General features: G+C 59.6%; 21 protein-coding genes and 1 pseudogene. 9 read left to right on the forward strand and 13 right to left on the reverse strand.

The annotated features are described in order from the left end of the window. Window positions 1–16 precede the first annotated feature (16 nt). The 5 genes from GSP01_RS01285 to aroB form a co-directional block, all read right to left on the reverse strand. Window positions 17–700 (reverse strand): carbonic anhydrase, encoded by a 684-nt coding sequence (locus GSP01_RS01285; RefSeq protein WP_141350159.1) that lies wholly within the window; start codon window positions 698–700, stop codon window positions 17–19. Window positions 701–817: 117 nt separating this feature from the next. Further along, complete coding sequence (gene alaS / locus GSP01_RS01290; RefSeq protein WP_141349835.1) at window positions 818–3,457, reverse strand: alanine--tRNA ligase; 2,640 nt, start codon at window positions 3,455–3,457, stop codon at window positions 818–820. A gap of 83 nt (window positions 3,458–3,540) precedes the next feature. Then, window positions 3,541–4,053, reverse strand: a complete 513-nt coding sequence (locus GSP01_RS01295) for a GtrA family protein (RefSeq protein ID WP_141349837.1) — start codon at window positions 4,051–4,053, stop codon at window positions 3,541–3,543. Window positions 4,054–4,221: 168 nt separating this feature from the next. Next, window positions 4,222–5,361 (reverse strand): OmpA family protein, encoded by a 1,140-nt coding sequence (locus tag GSP01_RS01300; RefSeq protein ID WP_141349840.1) that lies wholly within the window; start codon window positions 5,359–5,361, stop codon window positions 4,222–4,224. A gap of 316 nt (window positions 5,362–5,677) precedes the next feature. Then, window positions 5,678–7,369: a 3-dehydroquinate synthase gene (gene aroB, locus GSP01_RS01305; RefSeq protein WP_141349843.1), complete on the reverse strand. Its 1,692-nt coding sequence runs from the start codon at window positions 7,367–7,369 to the stop codon at window positions 5,678–5,680. Between the two features lie 60 nt (window positions 7,370–7,429). Between aroB and GSP01_RS01310 the strand changes: the two genes are divergently transcribed. The 3 genes from GSP01_RS01310 to GSP01_RS01320 all read left to right on the forward strand — a co-directional run bounded on the left by GSP01_RS01310 (window position 7,430) and on the right by GSP01_RS01320 (window position 9,788). Then, window positions 7,430–7,804, forward strand: coding sequence for a hypothetical protein (locus GSP01_RS01310; RefSeq protein ID WP_141349846.1), 375 nt, complete (start codon window positions 7,430–7,432; stop codon window positions 7,802–7,804). 10 nt (window positions 7,805–7,814) lie between these two features. Then, window positions 7,815–8,750, forward strand: a complete 936-nt coding sequence (locus tag GSP01_RS01315; protein ID WP_141349848.1) for a tyrosine recombinase — start codon at window positions 7,815–7,817, stop codon at window positions 8,748–8,750. Window positions 8,751–8,813: 63 nt separating this feature from the next. Further along, window positions 8,814–9,788 carry an acetyl-CoA carboxylase carboxyltransferase subunit alpha gene (locus GSP01_RS01320; RefSeq protein WP_141349851.1) on the forward strand — a complete coding sequence of 325 codons (975 nt, stop codon included), beginning with the start codon at window positions 8,814–8,816 and terminating at the stop codon, window positions 9,786–9,788. 45 nt (window positions 9,789–9,833) lie between these two features. Here GSP01_RS01320 and GSP01_RS01325 read toward each other — a convergent pair whose 3' ends face one another. After that, on the reverse strand, window positions 9,834–10,604 hold the full coding sequence (locus tag GSP01_RS01325; protein ID WP_141349853.1) for a competence/damage-inducible protein A: 771 nt from the start codon (window positions 10,602–10,604) through the stop codon (window positions 9,834–9,836). A 102-nt stretch (window positions 10,605–10,706) separates the two neighbouring features. Between GSP01_RS01325 and GSP01_RS01330 the strand changes: the two genes are divergently transcribed. Continuing rightward, window positions 10,707–11,600, forward strand: coding sequence for an SMP-30/gluconolactonase/LRE family protein (locus tag GSP01_RS01330; protein ID WP_141349856.1), 894 nt, complete (start codon window positions 10,707–10,709; stop codon window positions 11,598–11,600). Window position 11,601: 1 nt separating this feature from the next. Here GSP01_RS01330 and GSP01_RS01335 read toward each other — a convergent pair whose 3' ends face one another. Both GSP01_RS01335 and GSP01_RS01340 read right to left on the reverse strand, forming a co-directional pair. Continuing rightward, window positions 11,602–12,609 carry a bifunctional GNAT family N-acetyltransferase/(deoxy)nucleoside triphosphate pyrophosphohydrolase gene (locus GSP01_RS01335; protein ID WP_141349858.1) on the reverse strand — a complete coding sequence of 336 codons (1,008 nt, stop codon included), beginning with the start codon at window positions 12,607–12,609 and terminating at the stop codon, window positions 11,602–11,604. Between the two features lies 1 nt (window position 12,610). Further along, on the reverse strand, window positions 12,611–13,783 hold the full coding sequence (locus GSP01_RS01340) for a Rieske 2Fe-2S domain-containing protein (RefSeq protein WP_225199039.1): 1,173 nt from the start codon (window positions 13,781–13,783) through the stop codon (window positions 12,611–12,613). A gap of 452 nt (window positions 13,784–14,235) precedes the next feature. Between GSP01_RS01340 and GSP01_RS01345 the strand changes: the two genes are divergently transcribed. Beyond that, entirely contained in the window at window positions 14,236–16,476 is a 2,241-nt protein-coding gene (locus tag GSP01_RS01345; RefSeq protein WP_373320104.1) for a TonB-dependent receptor, read from the forward strand. Window positions 16,477–16,689: 213 nt separating this feature from the next. Here GSP01_RS01345 and GSP01_RS01350 read toward each other — a convergent pair whose 3' ends face one another. After that, the gene (locus GSP01_RS01350) at window positions 16,690–17,568 is read right to left on the reverse strand and encodes an ATP-binding protein (protein WP_141349864.1); all 879 of its coding nucleotides are present in this window, start codon (window positions 17,566–17,568) and stop codon (window positions 16,690–16,692) included. Between the two features lie 117 nt (window positions 17,569–17,685). Here GSP01_RS01350 and yajC point away from each other — a divergent pair, with 117 nt between their 5' ends. Next, on the forward strand, window positions 17,686–18,030 hold the full coding sequence (yajC, locus tag GSP01_RS01355) for a preprotein translocase subunit YajC (protein WP_099285371.1): 345 nt from the start codon (window positions 17,686–17,688) through the stop codon (window positions 18,028–18,030). An 88-nt stretch (window positions 18,031–18,118) separates the two neighbouring features. Here yajC and GSP01_RS01360 read toward each other — a convergent pair whose 3' ends face one another. Beyond that, entirely contained in the window at window positions 18,119–18,727 is a 609-nt protein-coding gene (locus tag GSP01_RS01360; protein ID WP_141349866.1) for a superoxide dismutase, read from the reverse strand. A 68-nt stretch (window positions 18,728–18,795) separates the two neighbouring features. Continuing rightward, window positions 18,796–19,668, reverse strand: a complete 873-nt coding sequence (locus GSP01_RS01365; protein WP_141349869.1) for an NAD(P)-dependent oxidoreductase — start codon at window positions 19,666–19,668, stop codon at window positions 18,796–18,798. 80 nt (window positions 19,669–19,748) lie between these two features. Here GSP01_RS01365 and msrP point away from each other — a divergent pair, with 80 nt between their 5' ends. The 3 genes and pseudogenes from msrP to GSP01_RS01380 form a co-directional block, all read left to right on the forward strand. Beyond that, window positions 19,749–20,687 (forward strand): protein-methionine-sulfoxide reductase catalytic subunit MsrP, encoded by a 939-nt coding sequence (gene msrP / locus GSP01_RS01370; RefSeq protein ID WP_141349871.1) that lies wholly within the window; start codon window positions 19,749–19,751, stop codon window positions 20,685–20,687. Continuing rightward, window positions 20,687–21,313 (forward strand): protein-methionine-sulfoxide reductase heme-binding subunit MsrQ, encoded by a 627-nt coding sequence (gene msrQ / locus GSP01_RS01375; protein WP_174787509.1) that lies wholly within the window; start codon window positions 20,687–20,689, stop codon window positions 21,311–21,313. The genes msrP and msrQ overlap by 1 nt, the downstream gene beginning before the upstream one ends. A 248-nt stretch (window positions 21,314–21,561) precedes the next feature. Then, window positions 21,562–21,870, forward strand: a pseudogene (locus tag GSP01_RS01380) (integrase core domain-containing protein); the annotation flags it as partial. Here GSP01_RS01380 and GSP01_RS01385 read toward each other — a convergent pair. Next, on the reverse strand, window positions 21,867–22,445 hold the full coding sequence (locus GSP01_RS01385; RefSeq protein WP_141349873.1) for a uracil-DNA glycosylase family protein: 579 nt from the start codon (window positions 22,443–22,445) through the stop codon (window positions 21,867–21,869). The pseudogene GSP01_RS01380 and the gene GSP01_RS01385 overlap by 4 nt on opposite strands. Beyond that, entirely contained in the window at window positions 22,442–23,050 is a 609-nt protein-coding gene (locus GSP01_RS01390) for a LabA-like NYN domain-containing protein (protein WP_141349875.1), read from the reverse strand. Before GSP01_RS01390 ends, GSP01_RS01385 begins: the two co-directional genes overlap by 4 nt. Between the last annotated feature and the right edge of the window lie 34 nt (window positions 23,051–23,084).

Consider the following 23,084-nt stretch of genomic DNA (forward strand, 5'->3'; position numbering starts at 1 on the left):
GAAGCCGCAGTGTGCTTCAGGCTGTCTGTCCTTCGGCCGCGCGGATTTCCTCAAGCACGTTCTCGACGGTGCGCGTCTTGCGCGTGCCTTCGTCGAGAATGAGGATCTCGCCCTTGGGGATGTCGTAGAACCAGCCCTGAAGCTTAAGGGCACCCTGTGCCAGCGCCCGGACGACCGTGGGATGTGTGCGCAGATGCACGAGCTGGAGCAGCACGTTGTATTCTGCGAGGGAGCGGATGTCTTCCGGCCCAGCATCCTCGGCCTTCAGATCGCCCAAAGCAGCGCGTGCAGCTTCGCCGTGGCGCATCCAGCTCTTGACCGTCGGCAGGCTGTCCAGCTTCGGCGAGTTCAGATCCATTAGCGCGCCCATGGCGCCACAGTTGGAGTGACCGCAGATGATGACGTTCTTCACCTTGAGCGCGCCAACCGCGTATTCAATGGCGGACGACACTCCACCCAGCATCTCGCCATAGGCCGGCACGATATTGCCGACATTGCGCACGATGAAGAGTTCGCCAGGCTCCGTCTGGGTAATGAGACTGGGGCTGATCCTGCTGTCGGCGCAGGTAATGAACAGGGTAGATGGAGACTGGCTGGAGGCCAGGCTTTCAAACAGTTCCGCATTTTCCGGATAGACGTCCGTTTCGAATTGACGGACGCCGCCCAGCAGTTTCGCCAGAGTATCACGACCACAGGCCATGGTGTTCTCCTTCATCTTGAACTACCGGGCAATTAGAAGGCTTTGTCAGGGCAGGTAAAGCATGATTTCGGTCCCCCCATGCTTTGTAACCGGCCTGACATACCATGACGTGTTTTCTTATGCGGATTCCAGTGCCTTGTGCAGCATTGCAAACACCGCCTCCGAGTCCGCATCCGGACCACCGGCCTGAGCCATGTCCGGCCGGCCACCGCCGCCTTTGCCACCCATCAGCGCCGAAGCCTCGCGCACCAGCTTGACCGCATCCAGACGGTCCGTCAGGTCCTTGGTCACGGCGATCACGATGCTGCCACGGCCATCGGCACTGGACATCAGCGCCACGACACCCGAACCGATCTGCTTGGAGATGCTCTCCGCAAGGCCCTTAAGTTCCTTAGGGCTGACATCGCCCAGATCGCGTGCAGAAAGCGTGATACCGTTGATGCTCTCCGTGGCACTGGTGCCTTCGCCGGTCGCGAGCTTGCGCTGAAGATCCGAGACCTGCGCCGTCAGGGACTTACGCTCTTCCAGAAGCGCAGCAACGCGGGAGGTAGCATCAGCGACCGGAACCTTGAGCAGGTCCGCAATTTGCTTCAGACGGCTCTCGGTCTCCAGTGCCAGTGCTTCAGCAGCGAGACCACAGACAGCCTCGATCCGGCGCACGCCTGCTGAGACGCCACTTTCCGACACGATCCGGAACGGCCCTATCTCGCCGACACGGTTCACATGCGTGCCGCCGCAAAGCTCGATGGAATAGGCCGTGCGATCATCGTCACCCTTGCCCATCGAGACCACGCGGACTTCATCACCGTACTTCTCGCCGAACAGAGCCATTGCGCCTTCTGCCACGGCTTCTTCCTGTGTCATCAGGCGCGTTTCGACCGGGGCATTCTCGCGGATGCGGGTATTGACCTCTGCCTCGACCGCAGCCAGCTCCTCATCCGTCAGTGGACGCGGCTGACTGATATCGAAGCGCAGACGCTCCGGCGCATTGAGACTACCCTTCTGCGTGACATGCGTGCCGATCTGCCGACGCAGGGCCTCATGCAGCAGATGGGTTGCGGAGTGATGGCCACGCACCGCCGTGCGGCGCGCGTGATCAATTTCGGCATGCACAGCCATGCCTGGCTTCAGCGTCCCTTCGACAACCTTGCCGTAATGCACGATCAGATCGCCATTGCGCTTCTGTGTATCGGTGATCTCGACGCGTAGGCCCGGAGCCGTCAGTGTTCCATGATCGCCAACCTGACCGCCGCTTTCACCATAGAACGGGGTCTGGTTCAGCAGGATCGCAACAGTATCGTCACCAGAAGGTGCCTCGGCAAGTTCGTCATTGCCCCGGAAGATTCCTTGAACTTCCGCATCGGCCTTTTCAGACACATAACCGAGGAACTCGCTCGGCCCATGCTTGTCCCGTGCGTCGAACCACACCGTTTCAGCCGCGGCATCCCCCGACCCGACCCAGGCCGCACGCGCACGCTTGCGCTGCTCGGTCATGGCCGTGTCGAAACCGGCCTCATCCACTGTGCGGCCCTTTTCACGCAGCGCATCCTGCGTCAGATCCAGCGGGAAACCAAACGTGTCATAGAGCTTGAACGCTACGTCACCCGGAAGAGCTTCCTTGTCGCCCAGACGGTCAAGTTCGTCGGAGAGCAGCGTCAGGCCGCGTTCCAGAAGGGCAGTGAAACGTTCTTCTTCGCCCTTCAGCGTCTGTGCAATCAGGGCCTGATGCTGGACGAGTTCCGGATAGGCCGCGCCCATCTGTTGGATCAATGCCGGCAGCAGTCGATAGAACACCGGCTCCTTCGCACCCATGATGTGCAGATGGCGCATGGCGCGACGCATGATGCGACGTAGCACATAGCCGCGGCCTTCCTTGGACGGCAGCACGCCATCGGCGATCAGAAATGCAGTGGAGCGCAGATGGTCGGCCACAACGCGATGGCTGGCCTTGAATGGGCCATCGGCGTCCTGATGCATTATTTCGGCTGAGGCCTCGATCAGCGCGCGCATCGTGTCGGTATCGTAGTTGTCGCGCTTGCCCTGCATGATCGCGGCAAAACGCTCCAGTCCCATACCTGTGTCGATCGACGGACGGGGTAGGGCATCGCGCGAGCCATCCGGCTGGTCGAGGAACTGCATGAACACGAGGTTCCAGATCTCGACGAAGCGGTCCCCGTCTTCGTCCGGGCTGCCCGGGGGGCCGCCGAACACGCTGTCGCCGTGATCATAGAAGATCTCGGAGCACGGACCACACGGGCCCGTATCACCCATGCGCCAGAAATTATCCGAGGTGCCGATGCGGATGATCCGGTCGTCGGACAGGCCGGCGATCTTCTTCCAGAGATCGGCTGCGTCCTCGTCTTCCGCATAGACCGTAGCGAGTAACTTGTCTTTCGGAAGGCCGAAATCGCGCGTTAGCAGCGTCCAGGCGAATTCGATGGCTTCAGGTTTGAAGTAATCCCCGAAACTGAAATTGCCCATCATTTCGAAGAAGGTGTGATGGCGCGCCGTGTACCCGACATTGTCGAGATCGTTATGCTTGCCTCCTGCGCGTACGACCTTCTGTGCCGTGGTGGCGCGGGAGTAGGGGCGTGTTTCCTGACCGGTGAAAACGTTCTTGAACGGCACCATGCCAGCATTGGTGAACAGCAGTGTCGGGTCGTTCTGCGGCACCAGGGATGCTGAAGGAACGATGCGGTGGCCCTGCGAACCAAAGTATTCGAGAAAGGCCGATCTGATATCGTTGGTGCTGGTCATGATGAGGGAGCGTCAGTTCCGGGAAGACAGGGAAATAATCTGTCTGTCCTTAGACTATTGTGGCCGCCTTGGAAATGCGGCCCTCAGTCATTGCGGTTATGTGGTCCGGTGCTGTTGTCTGGGAAAACAGATAGGTTGGAGTTAGCTGCCGGCATTGTGCCGTCAGCCTGCGCCCGGAAGACGAGGTGTCGCGAAAGATTGAAATTGGCGATCATGCCGCACAGAGCACCTGCAGCAAGTGCAATCACTGGATGACGAACGGTCAGCGGAACCGTTGCGTACAGCAGGAAGACCATGCCGCGATTGAGGAGAAAGCCGACCGAATTGGCTAGCAGGAATCGCAGCCACTGCAGGGCCATGTGCTGGTTCGAGGCTGCCGAGAGGCGGAAAGTCCAGAACCGGTTGAGGAGCCAGTTCTCGGTCGCCGCAACGAAATATGCGGTCAGGGTTGCCGCGGTCAGCCCCAGAGGTGAGCGGAGCAGCGATACCGTTCCCCAGTCCACCAGAAACCCTAGACCGCCCACCGCCCCGAAACGCAGGAACTGATCGATGATTTCCGACCGGGTGCGTGGATAGAAAATGCGGCTGAGTGACAAGGAGCATGTCTCCGGGGGCTCGGGGTGCGCCCGCTCTAGCCTGTAGGGAAAGTCAGCTGCAAGGAGAGTTTCGTTTCCGGTATGGTGGCTACCTAAAGAAAAAGGCGCCCCGAAGGACGCCTTTCTCAAAACCGAAGTCGAAGACCCCGGCGTCAGATCATGTCTGAATTACTTCAGGATGATCTCGACGCGACGGTTCTGCGGCTCGCGGGTGTTCGGGCCGGTCGGAACCAGCGGCTTGGACTCGCCGTAGCCGTGGATGTCGATGGCAGCAGCCGGCACACCGTCACGGATCAGCTCAGCCTTCACGCTGGAAGCGCGACGGTTGGACAGACCCAGGTTGTACTTCTCGCCGCGGGGACCCGGGTGAGCAGCAGAGTTATCCGTGTAGCCGTTGACTTCGATGCGCGTCGTCTGGACGTGCGTGGAAGCCTGGGCTGCCTGGGCGACGATCTCACGGGCGCGGCCCGTCAGGTCAGACTTGTCCCAGTCGAAGAACACGAGATACGTGCGGGCCGGGGTCGGAGCCGGCGGAACAACAACCGGAGCCGGCGGCGGCGGCGGCGGAGCCGTGTCGAAGGCATAGCGCAGGCCCAGGATGAACTGGTGCGAGAAGCGCTGGTCGAAGTTCACGTTGCCCTTGTGCACGCCGGAAGCGTTGTAGGCCGTGGAATGATACGGACCGTTGACAAAGTCCTGACCGATGAAGCGGTATTCCGTCGTGATGGCCAGACCCGGAACGTTCGGGATGTCGTAGGCTGCACCGACGATGCCCTGGTACGCGAAGCTGCCCTGCGTGCCGCCCATGCGGTCAACAGCGCCGTTCACGTAGTTGGTCGTGGTCGGGTTGTAGTGCTGCCACAGATAGCCAGCGCCGACACCGACGAACGGCGTGACGGGGACGTTCAGGCCGAAGTTGGCGAGATCGATGTCATACAGCACGTTGACGAGGCCGCCATAAGCCTGGTCGGACCCGTGGGTCATGCCGTTAACAGCCGTCGGGCGACGGTGGTTGATCTGAGAGTAGTTGTACAGACCCTCGACTTCAACGCGCAGGCCGTTACCGAAGCCCCAGCCGAATGAACCGAAACCGGTGAAGCCGTCGTGGTGGCGGTAGCGGGAGCTCGAAGCAGCGTTGCTGCTCGTGCCGTCAGCCTGCGTTGTCGGCGAGAAGGAGCCGTGCTGCTGCTGAACCAGGTTGTAACCACCGCCAATGTTGACATAGGGGCCGGTGATCGTGCTGGCCATGGCAAGCGACGGTGCGGCGACCATCGACGTCATGGCAAGGAGTGCCGTGCGGAGACGCATGTTTTCGTCCTCTTAGTGACTAACGTTCGAGCCGTTGGAAAATGCTTTCGCCAACGGACCCAGCGCGATGCATAAGCGCATATAGAGCGCAGAGTTCCCTGCGACAAAGCCAGTCAGGGTCTTCAGGCTCTACTCGGGGTAGGGGAGTGACATAAAAGCCACATTCCATTTCGCCCGCTTCACGATCTACGCCTCGCGTCTATGTTGCCTTAGCTCATGGTTCCAGCAGAAGCCAGAGGCTGGAGTAGAAATCAGCTATGCAAAAATGGAAGTAAAACAGTTATTTAGCTGCCATGTGACGGAATTTTAAGATTCCTCACGGGCGGCAGCCTTCGCGGATGAGTAGATTACGCACTATTTCTGAAGAAATATCACGGGTTGTGAAGGCCTTCCCGATCCCGCGCAGCAGAACGAAGGCAACCTTCCCATCCTGCATTTTTTTGTCCCGAGTCATGTGGCGCAGAAGCGTATCGGCGGAGAACGACTCCCGGAACCAGTCAAAACTCACCGGCATGTCGAGACTGCGCAGATGACAGTCCAGTCGGTGCAGGTCTTCGACTGGCGCGTAACCAAGTTCCACAGATAGGGTCATGGCCAGATGAATCCCGATCGAGACCCCTTCGCCGTGGAGCAGGCGTCCGTCATATCCCAGTTCTGCTTCCAAAGCGTGCCCGAACGTATGTCCCAGATTGAGCAGCGCCCGGCCGCCGACAGAAGCTTGTTCTTTTTCATCTGCCACCACGACCGCTGCCTTGAAGGCGCAGGCCCGACGCACAGCCTCTGCTAGAGCCGCAGGATCGCCGTCCAGCACTGCGTGTCCATGTGCTTCGCACCAGGCGAACAGCTCCGGATCGGCAATGAGGCCGGATTTGACGATTTCGGCATATCCTGCAATCCGCTGGCGACGGGGCAGGGTCGCCAGCGCGGAGCTGTCGGCGAGAACTGCGATGGGCTGATGGAACGCCCCGATCAGGTTCTTGCCTGCCGCGGCATTGATGCCTGTTTTGCCGCCGACGCTGCTGTCCACTTGCGAAAGAAGTGTGGTCGGGATCTGTACGAAGGGCAGTCCACGCAGGGCTGTCGCTGCGACAAAGCCGGCCAGATCGCCCACGACGCCACCACCTAGGGCGACAATGGTTGTCTTGCGCTCGATGCCTGTGGATAGAAGCTGGTTCATGACATCGCCGTAGCAGGCGAGGGACTTGCTTTCCTCGCCGCCTGAAACCGAAATCACATCCGCGCGGATGCCGGTGTCCTCGAACGATGCCAGAAGTCGCGGCAGATGCAGTTCAGCCACGGTTGCATCTGTAATAACGACGACGCGCTTTTGGGGCAGGTGCGCGGCCAGCCGGGCGCCTGCCTGAGAAATGAGATCCGGTCCAATCAGCACATCATAATTATGATGGCTGAGCGACACGTGAACTGTCTCTGGCCTACGATATTCTTCCAGGACTTCCCGTACGCGCTGCACGCCCTGTTCCACTGTATCATCTCCACAATCGATAATGATGTCCGCCTCGGCGTAGACGGGGTAACGCAGCCCGACCAGCCGCTCCAGCACCTCATCCGGGCGTCCCTGCGCCAGAAGCGGACGTCCCGTACGTCCGGCAACCCGCTTGACGAGGACATGCACCGGGGCACGCAGCCAGACCGAAACCGCATGACGGCGGACCAGATGGCGCGTCTGGGCATCCATCCAGGCCCCACCGCCCGTTGCAAGGATGCAGGGTGGGCCGTCGAGGAGTCGCTGGATGACGCGGCGTTCGCCGTCCCGGAACGATGCCTCGCCATGGCGGGCGAAGATTTCGGGAATCGAACAGCCAGCCGCTCTTTCGATCTCGATATCGGCATCCACGAACGGCAGCCCGCAGATTTGGGCAAGGCGCCGTCCGATGGTGGTTTTGCCGGCCCCCATCATTCCAACGAGCACAACCGTGCGTGACGGTATGCCATCGGGTGAGAAAAAGGGTTCCGGCTTGGCTGAAAGGGGGAAAGGCAGGCGTGACATGCCCTGCTACCTATCATAGGAGAAGGAGCACGTCCTGCCTTCACTTCGAGACCTTTTCCAATGGCAAATCTTGATCGTTCCCTTTTCCGCCTGCCGATGATCGGTGGGGCTGTTGCTGTCCTTCTTGTTCTGGGCGCCGGCGGAGCGTTTCTGCGTCTGGGCATGACCGCCACCCCACCTGCCCAGACCATGGTCCACAAGGATCTGCCCGGAGGCGCGTTCGCAGCTTCCTCCGCTCCGCAGGCTGCGCTCCCCGCTATGCCGCCTGTGCCAGCAACCGGACCGATGCCTGCAGCTCAGCCGGCTCCGGCTTCTGCTCCCGTCGCGGCTGCCCCCGTTGCCCAGCTGACGCCTTCCACGCCGCTGCCGACGATGCCGGCTCCCAAGGCATCGCCAGCCCAGCCCGCACCTGTCGCTCCGCTTCCTGCGCACTGATCCGCTCTTCATGGCGCGCGACAGTGACGCCCAGGTAGAGAACAGGCATGTCGAGGCTTTTCTGGAGATGCTTGCCGCCGAGCGCGGCGCGGCGCTGAAAACCCGTCAGGCCTACGCCTCTGACCTTGCCGATTTCGCAACACACTGCGCGCCGCTCTCCCTTTTTGAAGCCCGGGGAGAGGAGGTCCGGTCCTATCTTGCGGAACTCTCCCGTGCTGGACTGGCGGCGCGGACAGCGGCCCGGCGTCTCTCCTGCCTGCGCCAGTTCTATCGTTTTCTGATGCTCGAGTCGGTACGCGAGGACGATCCAACTGAGCGCCAGCAGGCCCCCCGAATAACGTCCTCTCTTCCCAGGCCGCTGGATGAAGACGAAATCCGCCTCTTGCTGGAAATCGGTACGCGCGGACATGAAAATGAGCGCCGGGATATCGTCTCCCGCGCGGCGCTGGAGTTGCTCTATACGACTGGCCTGCGCATTTCCGAACTGCTGGCTTTGCCGGCAACCTGCGTGCTTGTCCGTGGACCTATGCTGCTGGTTCGTGGGAAAGGCGGGCGCGAACGACTGGTGCCTTTGTCCCAGAGTGCGCGGGAGGCGGCGGATCAACTCGTGCATTTCGATCGCGATCTCTGCAGTCCTTGGCTTTTTCCCGGACGCAATCCGCAGAAACATCTGACACGGCAGGGATTCGACAAGATCCTGCTCGCCTGCGCCCTGAAAGCCGGGCTGGACCCTGACCGTGTCAGCCCCCACGTCCTGAGGCACTCCTTCGCCAGCCATCTTCTGGCGCACGGGGCCGATCTGAGGGCGCTTCAGATGCTGCTGGGGCATGCGGATATCGCCACAACCCAGATATATACGCAGGTCATGTCCGAACGCCTGCAACAGGCCGTGGCGATGCATCATCCGCTGGCGCAGAAAGCAGTGCCCCCGATCGACGCGGACTGAACAGATCATTCCACATGTCGGAGGGACTGTTTCCGGACGCGCAGGCGTGCTATCCGGCTGGCCATGCGCCAATTCCTAGATTTCGAGAAGTCGGTCGCCGAACTCGAGACCAAGATCGACGAACTCCGCCAGATGGGCAGCCAGGGCAAGGACTCCGGCACCAGCGGCATTAATATCGATGACGAGATTGCCCGTCTGTCTGAAAAGGCCGACAAGCAGCTCCGCTCGACCTATGCCAAGTTGACGCCGCTGCAAAAAGTGCAGGTGGCCCGTCACGCCCAGCGCCCCAAGGCGCTGGACTACGTTCGTCTGTTGACCACGGATTATACGCCGCTGGCCGGTGACCGCGCCTTCGGTGACGATAACGCCATGATCGGTGGCCTGGCCCGTTTTCGTGGCGAGCCGGTTGTTGTTGTCGGAACTGAGCGTGGTCACGACACCGAAACGCGCCTGAAGCACAATTTCGGCATGGCCCGTCCCGAGGGTTATCGTAAGGCGCAGCGCCTGATCGAAATGGCCGGACGTTTTGGACTGCCGGTCCTGAGCTTCATCGACACCGCCGGCGCGTGGCCGGGAATCGATGCCGAAGCGCGCGGACAGGCTCAGGCTATCGCGAAGTCGATCGATGTCTGCCTCAAGGCTCCCGTGCCGCTGATCGTGACCGTGATCGGCGAGGGCGGTTCTGGCGGTGCCATTGCCATCGGCGCGGGCGACCGCATCCTGATGCTCGAGCACTCGATCTATTCCGTGATTTCGCCAGAAGCAGCGGCGTCCATCCTGTGGCGCGATCCGAAGCTGGCTCCGGCTGCAGCGGAAGCCCTCAAGCTGACGGCACAGGACCTTCAATCCCTTGGTGTAATCGACCGTATCATTCCAGAGCCCCTCGGTGGCGCCCAGCGTGCTCCGGAAGAAGCTGTCAAGGCGGTCGGGAATGCGATTGCTGACGAGCTCGTTTCCCTTCAGGGTCTCACCGGACCGGCACTGATCCAGAAACGCCGGGACAAGTTCCTCTCCATGACCCGCGCCCCTCTGCATTGAGGAAGCCTTCAAAAGCCGCTGCTTCCCTGCAGCGGCTTTGTTTTTTCAGGCTGGTTGCTTGTGCGCCGCTTCACCGGCCAGTGGCTCGCGTCCATGCGCCATGATGAGATCATGCAGCGCCAGGGCCGCTTTCTCGACTAGACCCGCTTCATAGCCCTTGGCGACTAGTGCCACGCCGCTTGCGCCATCAGTCAGATGGTAGGGATAGGACCCGAGATCGACCGTCGGGAATGTTCTCTGCAGCGTCGCCAGATCGGCGGCAAAATCGCCTTCCTTCAGGCCTGCGGCGTGCCAGCTGGCGGAAACGAGCGGTGCGCCCTTTTCCAGCTGCGGCACTAGCCACGCGACCATTGATGCAAAAATCGACGGTACGCCGGCCATGACATGGACGTTGCCGATACTAAAGCCGGGCGCCACTGATACCGTGTTAAGAATCGGCGTGGAGCCCTTCGGCAGATAGGCCATGCGCTGGCGGGCTGCGTTGAACCGGTCCGCACCTAGCGCGGCTTCCAGCAGTTGGAAGCTTTCCTCATGCCGGGCCAGCGGTGCTCCCATCGCGGTTGCGACGCATTCGGCCGTGATGTCGTCATGCGTGGGGCCGATGCCGCCTGACGTGAAAACGAGATCGAATGCCGCGCTGCATTCGCGGAGCGTTCGCACGATCCGCTCTTCGATGTCCGGAATGACCCGTACTTCCATGAGCCGGATGCCCTGCGCATTGAGCGCCTGGGCCAGAACCCGGGTATTGGCGTCTTGTGTGCGCCCCGAGAGGATCTCGTTGCCGATGACGAGAAAACACGCAGTTTTTTGAAGCATCTGTCGTCCGCTCCTGATAGTCTTCAGCACAGAACGTAACGGCTCCCCTCGCGTTGTCGAGGACAAACCCGCTCTGGAATTTCGTTTTCATCAGGAGGAACCATGACCAGCATCATGCTTTACCAGCCCGAATGCATTCTCGATCTGCGAACGACGCTTGGGGAGGGGCCTGTCTGGATTGAGGGTGAAAAAAGCCTGTATTTCGTGGATATCCCCGAAGCGAAGATCCATCGCTTTACACCCGCCAGCGGTGCCCATCAGACATGGTCCGCGCCGGACCGCGTGGCGTTCCTGCTTCCAGTCGCGGACGGAACATTCCTGGCCGGGATGCCGGACGGGCTGCGCCGCTTCGACCCGCGTAACGGCAGCTTCTCCGAGCATACGATCGTGGAAGCCGAAAAGCCCCGCAACCGGCTCAATGACGGCTGTGTCGATCCGCAGGGGCGCGTCTGGTTCGGTACGATGGACGATGGTGAGGAAAATCCCTCCGGCTCAATCTATCGCGTCGTTCACGACGGCAAGGGGCTGAACATCACCCATCACGACGAAGGCTATACCGTCTCCAACGGTCCCGCCGTCTCTCCGTGCGGCAAGGTGCTGTATGTCTGCGATAGCCCGGAGCAGACGATCTACGCCTTCGATATCAAAGCAGATGGCGATCTCGCCAATGAGCGTGTCTTCGCCCGACTGGAGCATGGCTACCCCGACGGGATCGTGACCGACAGTGAAGGGACCATCTGGTGTGGAGCCTGGGGTGGTGGGCGTGTGGCGCGTTTCAAGCCGGATGGTACGGAACTGCCGCCGATTCCCATGTCCGCCACGAATGTCACGAAAGTCGCTTTCGGTGGCGATGACCTGAAAACAGTTTTCGTGACGACGGCGCGCAAGGGACTGGACGCAGAGACGTTGGCGAAAGAGCCGCAGTCCGGCTCCTTGTTCACCTTCCGCACGGATGTCGCGGGTGTTCCGCAGCAGGTGTTCCGCCTGAACGGCTGACCTAGCCCAGAAGTTCCTGCAGAAGCGGGATCAGGGGAAGGTCAGGATCGGGCATGGCATAGCGGCCGAGATCGGCGGCCGCGACCCATTCCAGCGTCTGGCCTTCGCGCGGGGTGGGAACACCCCGCCAGCGTCGCACCACGTAAAGCGGCATCAGCAGATGAAACGGCCCGGCGTTTTCGCTAACGAAGGTGAAGGGCGCCAGACAGGCCCCCGTCAGATCCAGCCCCAGTTCCTCGCGCATTTCCCGAATCAGCGCCTGCTCAGGTGTTTCGTCGCGCTCGACCTTGCCACCGGGGAACTCCCAAAGTCCCGCAAGACGCTTCCCTTCCGGACGCCTGGCAAGAAGGATCCGTCCTTGAGCATCAAGCAGGGCAGCCGCCACGACCAGCAATGTCCGGGGTTTTGGCCGTTCTGCGACGACTGAAATGGCCTCAGCGGGAGGGGGAGCTGGCGCCTCGACTGGCTCCAGCGTCTTTGTGAGAAACGTTGAGCGCGGCAGCTCGAACAGATCGATCGGGCAGTCCTGCCCGCGCGAGACGAAACGTCGGCTGGATGTTCCCGTCTTCACAAAGCCGAGTTTTCCTAGAACTGCCGCTGATGCGACATTGTCCTGTGCGGCGTCGGCCGTGATTCTCTCCAGTTGCAGAACCGTTAGGCCCCATTCCACGACGCGCTGACCCGCCAGCGTGGTTAGACCCTGTCCCCACGCCGTCGGGGCCAGCCAGTATCCGAGCGACCCTGAACGCCGGTCATTAGACAGTACCAGCGCGATTGCGCCCAGCAGGGCTCCGTCGCGGGTGATGGCGAAGTGATGTGCGATGCCCTGGGCGCTGTCGCGGCGAGTGGAGTCGATCCACTGCTCCGCCAGTTCGCGGGGATAGGGGAAGGGCAGACGACTGAGCATCCGCACGACGCTCCAGTCATTGATGAGACGATGGATTGCCGGAGCGTCACCTGGCTGCAGGGAGCGCAGAACCAGTTCCCCTGCCTTGAGTTCTGGTGTCATGTCAGGATGAAGACACCTGATCGTCCGCGGGCTTGTCGGTCGGAACGCCACAGCGGGCCAGAAGCCGGCGTAGCATGTTGATGACCGGGAAGACTTCCTGATTGCGGTCGCCGCCCTGTTCGTTCCACGCAGCCTGTTCCAGCTCCACGATGTCCCGGTCTTCCTTGAAGATCCGCTCCGTGAATGCAACCAGAAACGGCCAGGCAATGTCTAGAACCAGCTTCGCCTTCGGGCGGCGGATCGAGAGTAGTCCGAACACGCGGCAGGTCTTCTGCTCCGCATCCTGCGGGACATAGACGATCCACAGATCCATGACCGGCGGCTCGTCACCCGTCGCGATGCGTAGTGTCTGGTATGGATATTCCGTCCGGATCGTCATGACGTCCTTGTGGGCGTATTTTTCGCTCGCGTCGCGGCGCTCGCCGAAAATGAATGTCTCGCCCCAGGGCTGCTTGCCGCCGGTCCGGGCAAAACTATAGCGCGCTTCGACCAGTGTGGGTTCGTCCCGCCCGCCCAGGAAGCGGGGTTTCATCTGGCCCATCTGCTTCATGTGCATGAACTGATGGTTCATATCCATCAGGTTCTCATGCATGAAACTGTAATGGCACGAGACGGTCTCGCCGAAACGGCGGGTCTTGTATTCGGGGTTGCCTACCGAGCCCAACTGCGGAAACGGTGTACTCTCGGCTTTTGCCGGATCGCCCGGGAAGATGAAGATCAGCCCGCCCTCCTCGCGGCACGGATAGGTCCGCACACCGTTCGGAAGCTTGCCCTTGCCCAGATAAGGCACGTCGATGCAGCGGCCCGAACGGCCATAGGCCCATCCGTGGTAGCAGCACTGGACCGCTTCACCACTGACCTTGCCGAGGCTAAGCGGAACCTGCCGGTGCGCGCAGCGGTCTTCCAATGCGAATACGCTGCCGTCCATGGGGCGTATGAGTGCGATCGGCTGTCCGGCATAACGCGTGCCGATGGTCTTGCCGCGCTTAAGTTCGCGCGACCAGGCAACCGGGTACCAGTAGTCAGGATTGGACAGGACGCGTCGAAGATCCCCGCTCTTCCGGATTACATCTTCTACGGGAGAATATTCACCGATATTCGGGTCGATGACCCGATCCGGGTTCGGAGATGTGCTTTCGGCGGCAGCAGAAGAGGCAGAAATAGTCTGCGACATGAGTATCCTGATCCGTGATGAAACCGCGACGTCGTCTTGTTGAGAATGAACTTAACAGGCAAAGCCCCACCACAGGAAGAGATCATTCTTCACCGACGCAGCGCGTCTTTCCCGCAACATGCGGCACAAAAACCATCTTTCTGGTGTCATTGAAACATCATCTGGCAATGCTGGCGCTTTGCGGGCGGCGCAGGCACGTTTAGGAGACCGCTTCCCAAAGTTTATAAATCCCAGTTTCCGGAGTTTCGGCCACGGTGCGAACCAGATCCCTGTTTCTTTCCTCCATCGCACTGTTTGCAGTCCGTCAGTCAGCCCTGGCTGCGGGTCATCCGCCTCTTCAGGTTGCTGATGATGCGGCGCCGGTTACGGCACATGCTCGCACGCATGTGGTCGCGCGCCATGCCGGGAATACCGCTCAGACTGCGGGAGGCAAAAACACGCCGACCTGGAACGTGCCTGCCCGCCGCCAGAGCAAGGCACTGGAATCCCATGCAACAGAAAGCGTCGCTGTTACCGGCCGTCAGTTGACGGGCCGCGATGCCGAGCAGGCCGTCTCCAAGGCGATCATGCGCCAGTATGTTCCGGGGACCAGTGCTTACAAAATGCTCGACCGCACGCCGGGCGTGAGCTTCAGTTCCACCGATCCGTTCGGAATCGACAGTTTCGGCGCCAATCTTTACGTTCGCGGCTTCTTCATGAACCAGATGGGCGTTACGGTAGATGGTGTTCCGTTGAACGACCAGACGTATCAGTCCGTCAGCGGCATGAGCCTTGCGTCGGCCATCATTCCTGACGATATCCAATCCATGCGCATGTCGCAGGGCGCAGGTTCGGTCGAACTGCCTTCAACCAACACGCTGGGCGGCACGATCCAGATTGGCTCTTCGGACCCCGAGGGCAAACGTGGGGGCAAGGTCAGCCAGTCTTTCGGCAGTTACGGCTCGTATCGTACCTATGTCCGCTTGGACTCCGGAAAGCTAAATTCGACCGGTACGAAGTTCTATACGTCCTATGCCCGCACCGATGAAGGCATGTGGATGGGGAGCGGAGACCAGTTCATGCAGCAGGTCGATGCCAAGCTCGTCCAGCCGATCAATGAACGCAGCCGCATGTCTGCCTTCTTCAACTGGTCCAGCCTGGCGCAGTGGAATTATCCGGATACATCCATCGGTATCCTGAAGAACCTTGGCTGGCGCACGCCGCATCTCTATCCGAATTACGCCCTGGCCTATGGGATTGCCAATGGGACGAGCGCGCTGCCGGCCGGTTATGGGAACGTACCGGGCATCGATGGCGCTAACATCGCCATGTATGACGGTGGTCAAGCCGAAACCAACTATATGGGCGGCCTGCATTTCGATCTTGCTCTGACCGATCATCTGACCTGGAACACCACGATCTATGGTCACAGCCAGACGGGTTACTACAGCTATACGGATTCGGACGATCCCTCGCCGAATGGTGCGCCCTTTTCCGAAGAAGTCTGGCAGAACCGTCAGGAGCGCTACGGCCTCGACACCAGCCTGCGTTACAAATGGGGCCGTCACACCTTCGAAGGGGGTGTCTGGTACGAGAATAACAACCAGCAGGCAGGGCTGTTCAATTATCAGCAGCCGCTTCTGGGGCATGGTGCACCGCTTAAGGCCGTTGGGCCTTATGATGTTTATGGTCCGGCCTTCCTCGAAGGTTACAACTTCCAGTGGACCACGAACGTCATGCAGTTCCACCTGCAGGACAGCATTCAGCTCGCCCAGGGCCTGACCCTGCATGCCGGGTTCAAGTCCATGACGGCGACGACTTCTGGCGGTGCGCAGTACAACAATGCTGACTGGACGGGTGCCGACGCCCTGCCGAACGGCTCTCTGACCGCCTCACAGGCCTTCCTGCCGCACGTCAATCTGGACTGGCACATCAACCGTCACCACGAGATCTATGTGGACGTGGCCGAGAACATGCGTGCCTATGAGGTTTCGGCCTATGGCGTCGCGAACTCGGTCTATTCCGTGCAGGATCAGGCTACGTTCCAGGCCCAGAAGAAGTCCCTAGAGCCCTCCAAGGCTTGGGTCTATCTCGGCGGCTACCGCTACACATCGAAGTTCCTTCAGGCGAACGCCACCGTCTATCATGCCAGCCTGATCCACCCGATCCTGGCGGCAGCTGTCGGCTCCCTGACCAATCCGGTCTCGCAGGTCATTGATTTCGGTCATATCTCCATGACGGGTGCGAATGGTGATATCACGGTTACTCCGATCGACGGCCTGAGCATCAGCAACAACCTGAGCTACAACAAGGGCACTTACGACCGGAATGTCGACACGGTCGGCGGCTACTACGCTCTGGCTGGCAAGAATATCGTCAATTACCCGGCCTGGATGTACAAGGCTGCTATTGCTTATAGCTGGAAGGGCATGACCGCCCATTTCGATGCGAATTACTACAGCCGCCGTTATTACAGCTTCATGAATGACACTTCGATCGGTGGATACTGGTTGGCCAATGCGGGTGCACAGTATCGTTTTGGCAAGCTGAGTGTTCTCAAGGACGTCACGGCAAGCTTTAACGTCTATAACCTGTTCAACACCAAATACATCTCCATGATGGGCGAGAACGACAACCCTGCCGTCGGCGACTATCAGTCGATGGAGCGTGGTGCCGTTCGGGAGTTCTTCGGCACCATCAGCGCGTCATTCTGACCGGTGGACGAGGCAGGCGGCTTTGGTCGTTTGCCCTTATCGTCAGGAGAAAGCTCGCAAAGCTGCCGGATCAGGGGGCGTCGACGTCCCATCAGGCATGCGCGGGCTGCACTCACAATGCGTATTTCCAGGCTCACAGTGCGTTGGAATCACTGCTGCGGAACGAGTACTGCGATTATCATAGTCTTGTGCGAGCAAAAGTAATCGTAAAATTCAGGCCTCCTGTTCGAGTGTGATACCTAGCTCCGCAGCCAGATCGCTAATGAACTGCGAGGCCACGCGACCCGAGCGGCTGCCGCGCGCCATGGCCCATTGCAAGGCTTTCCGGCGGAGCTCATCGCGTGGAACCGGTAGTTTGTAATAAGCCGCATAGGCTTCAACGATCGCCAGGTAATCGTCCTGCGTTGCGCCATACAGCCCGATCCACAGACCGAACCGGTCTGACAGGGAGACCTTTTCCTCAATCGCTTCCGACGGGTTGATCGCACTGCCTGTCTCGTTCTCGATCATGTCCCGCGGCATCAGATGACGCCGGTTTGACGTGGCATAGATCAGGACGTTCTCAGGACGTCCGCCGATCCCGCCATCGAGTACGGATTTGAGGGATTTGTAGTCCGCGTCCTGACTCTCGAACGAAAGGTCATCGCAGAACAGGATGCAGCGACGCTGCGTGGTCCGCAGAACGGCCAGCAGTTTGGGCAGGGAAGCAAGCTCGTCGCGCTGGATCTCGATCAGCGCCAGTGTTCCGCCCCCCTCCGCCCGTTGTTCCTCGTTCACGGCCGCAACGGAGGCTTTCACGAGCGAGGACTTCCCCATGCCGCGCGCGCCCCACAGCATCACATTATTGGCGCTGAATCCCTCGGCAAAATGCCGTGTATTGGCCATTACCTGATCCATCTGCCGCTTCACACCCTGCAACAGCGACAGAGGAACGCCAGAAACTTTCTCCACTGGCGTCAGCACACCCAGTGCGGCCTGCCAGAGAAAGGCGTCGTGTTTATGAAGGATATCTGCGCTCGGCGGAGGCGGGCTCATCCGTTCCAGGCTGTCGGCAATACGTTCGAGAACACTGAGCAGGGCATGGTCGGTCATGGGAAACGGTTCCGGAACGAGAGGTTGAAATCAAAAGACAACAGCGCCGTGCTTGACGGGCAGCCCCCGGACGATATGGTCCCCGCCAGCTTCACTCAAGACTGGACCCTTACATCCATGAGCAGTCTGTTCATTTCTTCCGCCCAGGCCGCCGATGGTGGTGGCCTGCTGTCTAATCCGCAGGTTCTTCAGTTCGCCCCGATGATTTTCATTTTCGTGGTGTTCTATTTTCTGCTGATCCGCCCCCAGCAGCAGCGCGCTCGCAAGCTGCGTGATGAGCAGGGCTCCCTGCGCCGTGGTGATCGCATCGTGACGGCAGGCGGCATCGTTGGCGTCGTGCAGGCCACGCGGGACGACAGCGATGAAGTGGACGTCGAAATCGCACAGGGCGTGCGCGTGAAGATCGTTCGCAGCACGATTACGAACATCACGTCCCGCGAAAAGCCGGCTAACGATTCCTGAGTAGGGTTGCAAAAAAAACCGTTCACGAAAAACGCCCCGCCCGGAGAACCGGACGGGGCGTTTTTTTGTCTGATGAACCCGAGAGGGATCAGGCAGACTTCAGTTCAGCTTCCGCAAACTCGTAGTTGGCGAGCTTGTCCAGATAGTTCGTGATGTAATCCGGACGACGATTGCGGAAATCGAGGTAATAGGCGTGTTCCCAGACGTCGAGGCCCAGCAGTGCCTTGCCCTGGCCTTCGGCCAGCGGGTTGGAGCCATTTGCCGTCTTCGTCACGGCAAGCTTGCCAGACTTGTCCAGTACCAGCCAGGCCCAGCCAGAGCCGAACTGCGTTGTGGCAGCCTGCTTGAAGAGCTTTTTGAACTCTTCGACAGAGCCGAAGTCTTCAGCGATCTTCTTTTCCAGACCGGTCGGGATCTGGCCGCCCTTGGGGGACAGGTTCTTCCAGAACAGGATGTGGTTCCAGTGCTGGCCTGCATTGTTGAAGACCGGAGCGATCTCGGGCTTGCCGTGCGAGAACGCGATGATCTCTTCAAGCGTTTTGCCAGCCAGTTCCGGCTTGCTTTCCACGAAACCATTCAGGGCCGTGACATAGGCCTGATGGTGCTTGTCGTGGTGCAGTTCCAGCGTTTCCTGGCACATGCCGGCACCGGCGAGGGCATTTTCTGCATAGGGCAGGGGGGGAAGTTCAAAAGCCATGATGTCACTCCTTGGCACAATAAGGCGAGGTGACCGTCCTCAGAGACAGCCGCTCCCGCATATCGTTCTCATTTATGGGGAAGATTGGCAACGCTGTGTTCCATCGCGCCGATCAGGGCCGAGTAGTCCTCATTTGCATGTAGACGGTTTGAAAGAGCTAGTGCCTGATCGGCGACGGCCATGCCGGGCATGAACGCGCAGACCTTGCGTCCGGCATCCAGCAGAAGTCCCATGTCCTTGGACATGAGACGTGTGGGGAACTGCGACGGGAACTCCCGGTTCTGGCCCATCTTCAGCTTGCGCTTGTGATGCGGGCTGACGACGGCCACCTGCTGAAGCGTCTCGAATACGACATCGCGGTCCAGTCCTGCGGCAAGCCCGTAAGACACGCCTTCTGCGATGATATTGAGCGTTGCCCCCATCACGCCGTTCACAACAAGTTTCAGCCGTGCAGCCGAACCAGCAGGACCGGCATGGATCGTCAGTTTGCCGATGACATCCAGAATCGGCTGCGCGCGCTTGATCGTCGCCTCATCACCGCCCACCAGCATGACGAGATCGCCGCTCTCGGCTTCAGGCGTGCTGCCGGACATGGGGGCATCCAGAAGGGAAAACCCATGTTCGACAGCAAGACGGGCAAAGGCATCGGCTTGATCGGGGGAGACGGTGGAGGTGTCGAGGACCAGCTTGCCGGGCGTCAGAGCGGCAAGCGCGCCGTTCTCACCATGCAGGGATTCGTTTTCAGCCGCATCATTCGGCACACAGAAGATGATGATCTCGGCTGCTTCGGCAATCGCGCGTGGCGAGGGGAGCATTTCCGTTTCATCCTTGCCACCCGACGGGGCGAACGCCACAACCGGATAACCGGCTTTTCGAAGATTGGCCCCCATACGCTGGGCCATGGCGCCATAACCGATAAAACCGATCTTTGGACTGGACATGGAAACTGGCTCCTTGTGATGCGTTGCAATAAACTCACGCATCATAGGTGCCAGAGTTTTGCACAGTCCGGAAATTGATCATGGCACTTTTTCGCTACCCCCGTCCCCTGCCATCCGAAATCACTCCCAAAGAGATGTATCTCTCCCGACGCAGCCTTATCGGCGGCGCAGCGGCTCTGACGACGCTTGCGGGCGCGGCAAACGCGGCTTCACTCAAAACACATCTCGGACCGTATTCCCGTAATCTCACGCCCACGCCCAAGGAAGACGTGACCCATTACAACAATTTCTATGAATTCGGCATGGACAAGGGCGACCCCGCTGCCCATTCGCAGGATTTCCATCCACTGCCATGGACGTTGGAAATCACGGGTCTTGTTCGCAAGCCGGTCCGGCTGGATGTGGAGCAGCTTCTGCGCTCCCCGGCAATCGAGGAGCGCATCTATCGCATGCGCTGTGTGGAGGCATGGTCCATGGTCATACCCTGGGATGGTATACCACTTGCCACGCTGCTGAAGGATGCCGATCCCGATCCCCGCGCCACGCACGTTGCTTTCGAGAGCATTGTACGCCCCTCTGAAATGCCCGGCCAGAACGAAGCCCTGTCCGGCATCCAATGGCCTTACGTTGAGGGGTTGCGTCTGGATGAGGCCATGAATCCGCTGACCCTACTGGCGCTCGGCATTTACGGTGAGACCTTGCCGAACCAGAATGGCGCCCCTCTGCGGCTTGTTGTGCCATGGAAATATGGGTTCAAGGGTATCAAATCGATCCAGCGCATCCGGCTGTTGGACCATGAGCCTCCGACAACGTGGAACAGGCTCGCTCCTGACGAATACGGCTTCTACGCCAACGTCAATCCGCAGGTCGATCATCCCCGCTGGAGCCAGGCGACCGAGCGGGTCATTGGCGCGCATTCCCTGTTCGGCGCCAAGCGGCAGCCAACCTTGATGTTCAACGGTTACGGGGAGCAGGTTGCAGATCTTTATCGTGGCATGGATCTGCGGAAAAATTTCTGATGCAGGCGCTTCCTCCGCATGCTGTTCCAGAGATATCCGGTGTTCTGAAACGGCACTGGCGTCTGGTTCTGTATCCGATTGGCATGATCCCGGCAGTGTGGCTTGTCTGGCAGGGGCAACACGGTGCGCTCGGTGCTGATCCCGTTAATGTATTTGAACGCTCACTGGGTCTCTGGGCATTCCGGTTCCTGCTGGTCTGCCTTGCTCTCGTGCCGCTGAGGCGCTTCACAGGCCTGAACCTGCTTCGATACCGGCGCCTGACCGGTCTGTTGACGTTTTTCTATGCCAGTCTGCACCTGCTGGCCTATGTCGGCCTCGATCATGGCTTTGACTTGTCAATCCTGTGGGCGGATATGACGCACCGCTATTTCATCATTCTGGGAATGAGTGCGCTCATTCTGCTTATTCCGCTTGCCCTTACGTCTAATGCCTTGTCCCTGCGTTTGCTCAAGCGGCGATGGAAGTTTCTGCACCGGCTGATCTATCCCGCTGCAATTCTGGCGGGTATCCACTTCTTCCTCTCCTTCAAGACCCTGAACAGTGTGTCCGCTCCTTATCTTGCAATATTGGCCCTGATTCTGCTGATCCGTTTCCTGCCGCGTTCACAGACAGGAAACGGGATCTAGCTATTTAGTCCGGAGTTTGATGGCGTGATATTTTTACGTGAATTGTAGGGAAGTATTATTAAGGTAGGTACGTCGCGGCGTTGAGTAAGGAGTGGGGGTAATCCGAAAACCGTTGCAAAATGGCGCAAGAGTCAAACGGTTGAGGATCAGAAGACAGGCCCTGAAGGGCTGCGATCAACGGTCCTTGCCGAAACGGACGAAGCGTCGAAAAAGCCGATCGGAAGGCAACCCTGTCGCGTCCCTTGCGCTTCGACATGATCTGCGAAGCCCAGGGGATCGAACACCGTCTGACAAAACCCAATCATCCCTGGACCAATGGTCAGGTTGAACGGATGACCCGGACGATTAGGGAAGCAACTGTCAAACACTTCCATTACGATAGTCATGAGCGCTTGAGGACACATCTCAACGACTTCATGGCGGCTTATAACTTCGGGCGAAGGCTCAAGACGCTGAATGGCCTCACCCCTTACGAATGCGTCTGCAAACTTTGGAATTCAGAGCCAGAAAAAGTCATCGTCAATCCAAGTCACCAAAGCATGGGACTAAACAGCTAGGCACAGAAGCGGCAGACTGTCGGCCGCAGGGCTGCACGGATTTTTGGGGAAAGTTCCGTCAGGGCAGAGCGCCGCTGTGTCAGTATGTCAGCCGGGATGGGGTGGGTCGGGAAGTGGCATCCGTCCGCCATAAGTAGTCCGTCCGGCAGATAAGTGATTTCGCCGGGCCGAAAATCAAGCCGTGAAAGTGGAATTCCGCATGCTCCGAGAACGGCGATATGCGCGCTAATCCCGAGCGTCAGGACCAGTTTGAGCCTGTGCATGTTTTGCAGTTCGGTACACAGAGCCGCGCTGCACTCCTCAAGTTCGGAAGGAAGGGCCAGCGGCTGCGGAGAGAGAGGCTGCATCACGGTGGTGATGCGTCCTACGATTGCGTTTGGCGATTCGGGTGCTGAATCGAAAACGATATTGTTGGTCCGTAGAAAGGAGCCCAGAGTTTCCATGGCGTCTTCCGGATCAAGGCACACGATCAGCATCTCAGCTGAAAGTGGCCCAATCCCTGACCGCGCCCCTTCTGAAGCGGGAAGAGGCGGCGGCGGGGAAGCGGTCGGTCCGGTAGAAGCCAGAGCTGTCATGAATCGCTGGTCTCGTCACTGTTGATGTCGGCAGGATGACGGACAGGTCCCTGTCTGGGGAGATTGCGCGGTTCCGCAGGACGGCGCGTGAACGAGTGCGCAATGTCGGCTAGTTCCACGAACAGGTCAGCCTGACGGCGCAGGTCGTCCCCGATCATGGGGGGCGTCGAGCGCATCGAGGAAATGACCGTGACCCGGACTCCCCGCGCCTGTACTGCTTCCACGGCGCGCCGCAGGTCGGAGTCACCGCTTACGATCACGGCATGATCGAGGCGGCCGGCCTGTTCCAGAAGATCTACTGTCAGTTCGACATCCATGTTTCCCTTTATACGCCGTCTTCCTGAATGATCCGTAAACTCACGGGCATTTTTCAGAACGAGGTGATAGCCGTTATAGGCCAGCCAGTCGGTCAGGGGGCGAACGGGGGAATATTCGTCCGTCTCGGGTATTGCAGCGTAATAGAAGGCACGCTGGAAAAGGCACTGACTTTCAAACAGGTTGCGCAGGCTGCGGAAGTCAACTTCAAACCCCAGATTGCGGGCTGCATGATGGAGACTGGCGCCGTCGATGAAAAGGGCTGTGCGTTCGTTCTGGCGCAGAAGCATAATGGTAATCCTGGTATGTAAAATATGTTTCCCT

It is taken from the genome of Gluconobacter sphaericus NBRC 12467 (genome assembly GCF_006539125.1).
In the GTDB taxonomy this organism is placed as follows: domain Bacteria; phylum Pseudomonadota; class Alphaproteobacteria; order Acetobacterales; family Acetobacteraceae; genus Gluconobacter; species Gluconobacter sphaericus.

What these genes read in the sequence shown, in the direction of transcription:
- GSP01_RS01285 (WP_141350159.1), bottom strand. Translation starts at nt 700, where the DNA reads ATGGCCTGTGGTCGTGATACTCTGGCGAAACTGCTGGGCGGCGTCCGT.
- alaS (WP_141349835.1), bottom strand. Translation starts at nt 3,457, where the DNA reads ATGACCAGCACCAACGATATCAGATCGGCCTTTCTCGAATACTTTGGT.
- GSP01_RS01300 (WP_141349840.1), bottom strand. Translation starts at nt 5,361, where the DNA reads ATGCGTCTCCGCACGGCACTCCTTGCCATGACGTCGATGGTCGCCGCA.
- aroB (WP_141349843.1), bottom strand. Translation starts at nt 7,369, where the DNA reads ATGTCACGCCTGCCTTTCCCCCTTTCAGCCAAGCCGGAACCCTTTTTC.
- GSP01_RS01310 (WP_141349846.1), top strand. Translation starts at nt 7,430, where the DNA reads ATGGCAAATCTTGATCGTTCCCTTTTCCGCCTGCCGATGATCGGTGGG.
- GSP01_RS01315 (WP_141349848.1), top strand. Translation starts at nt 7,815, where the DNA reads ATGGCGCGCGACAGTGACGCCCAGGTAGAGAACAGGCATGTCGAGGCT.
- GSP01_RS01320 (WP_141349851.1), top strand. Translation starts at nt 8,814, where the DNA reads ATGCGCCAATTCCTAGATTTCGAGAAGTCGGTCGCCGAACTCGAGACC.
- GSP01_RS01325 (WP_141349853.1), bottom strand. Translation starts at nt 10,604, where the DNA reads ATGCTTCAAAAAACTGCGTGTTTTCTCGTCATCGGCAACGAGATCCTC.
- GSP01_RS01330 (WP_141349856.1), top strand. Translation starts at nt 10,707, where the DNA reads ATGACCAGCATCATGCTTTACCAGCCCGAATGCATTCTCGATCTGCGA.
- GSP01_RS01335 (WP_141349858.1), bottom strand. Translation starts at nt 12,609, where the DNA reads ATGACACCAGAACTCAAGGCAGGGGAACTGGTTCTGCGCTCCCTGCAG.
- GSP01_RS01340 (WP_225199039.1), bottom strand. Translation starts at nt 13,783, where the DNA reads ATGTCGCAGACTATTTCTGCCTCTTCTGCTGCCGCCGAAAGCACATCT.
- GSP01_RS01350 (WP_141349864.1), bottom strand. Translation starts at nt 17,568, where the DNA reads ATGACCGACCATGCCCTGCTCAGTGTTCTCGAACGTATTGCCGACAGC.
- yajC (WP_099285371.1), top strand. Translation starts at nt 17,686, where the DNA reads ATGAGCAGTCTGTTCATTTCTTCCGCCCAGGCCGCCGATGGTGGTGGC.
- GSP01_RS01360 (WP_141349866.1), bottom strand. Translation starts at nt 18,727, where the DNA reads ATGGCTTTTGAACTTCCCCCCCTGCCCTATGCAGAAAATGCCCTCGCC.
- GSP01_RS01365 (WP_141349869.1), bottom strand. Translation starts at nt 19,668, where the DNA reads ATGTCCAGTCCAAAGATCGGTTTTATCGGTTATGGCGCCATGGCCCAG.
- msrP (WP_141349871.1), top strand. Translation starts at nt 19,749, where the DNA reads ATGGCACTTTTTCGCTACCCCCGTCCCCTGCCATCCGAAATCACTCCC.
- msrQ (WP_174787509.1), top strand. Translation starts at nt 20,687, where the DNA reads ATGCAGGCGCTTCCTCCGCATGCTGTTCCAGAGATATCCGGTGTTCTG.
- GSP01_RS01385 (WP_141349873.1), bottom strand. Translation starts at nt 22,445, where the DNA reads ATGACAGCTCTGGCTTCTACCGGACCGACCGCTTCCCCGCCGCCGCCT.
- GSP01_RS01390 (WP_141349875.1), bottom strand. Translation starts at nt 23,050, where the DNA reads ATGCTTCTGCGCCAGAACGAACGCACAGCCCTTTTCATCGACGGCGCC.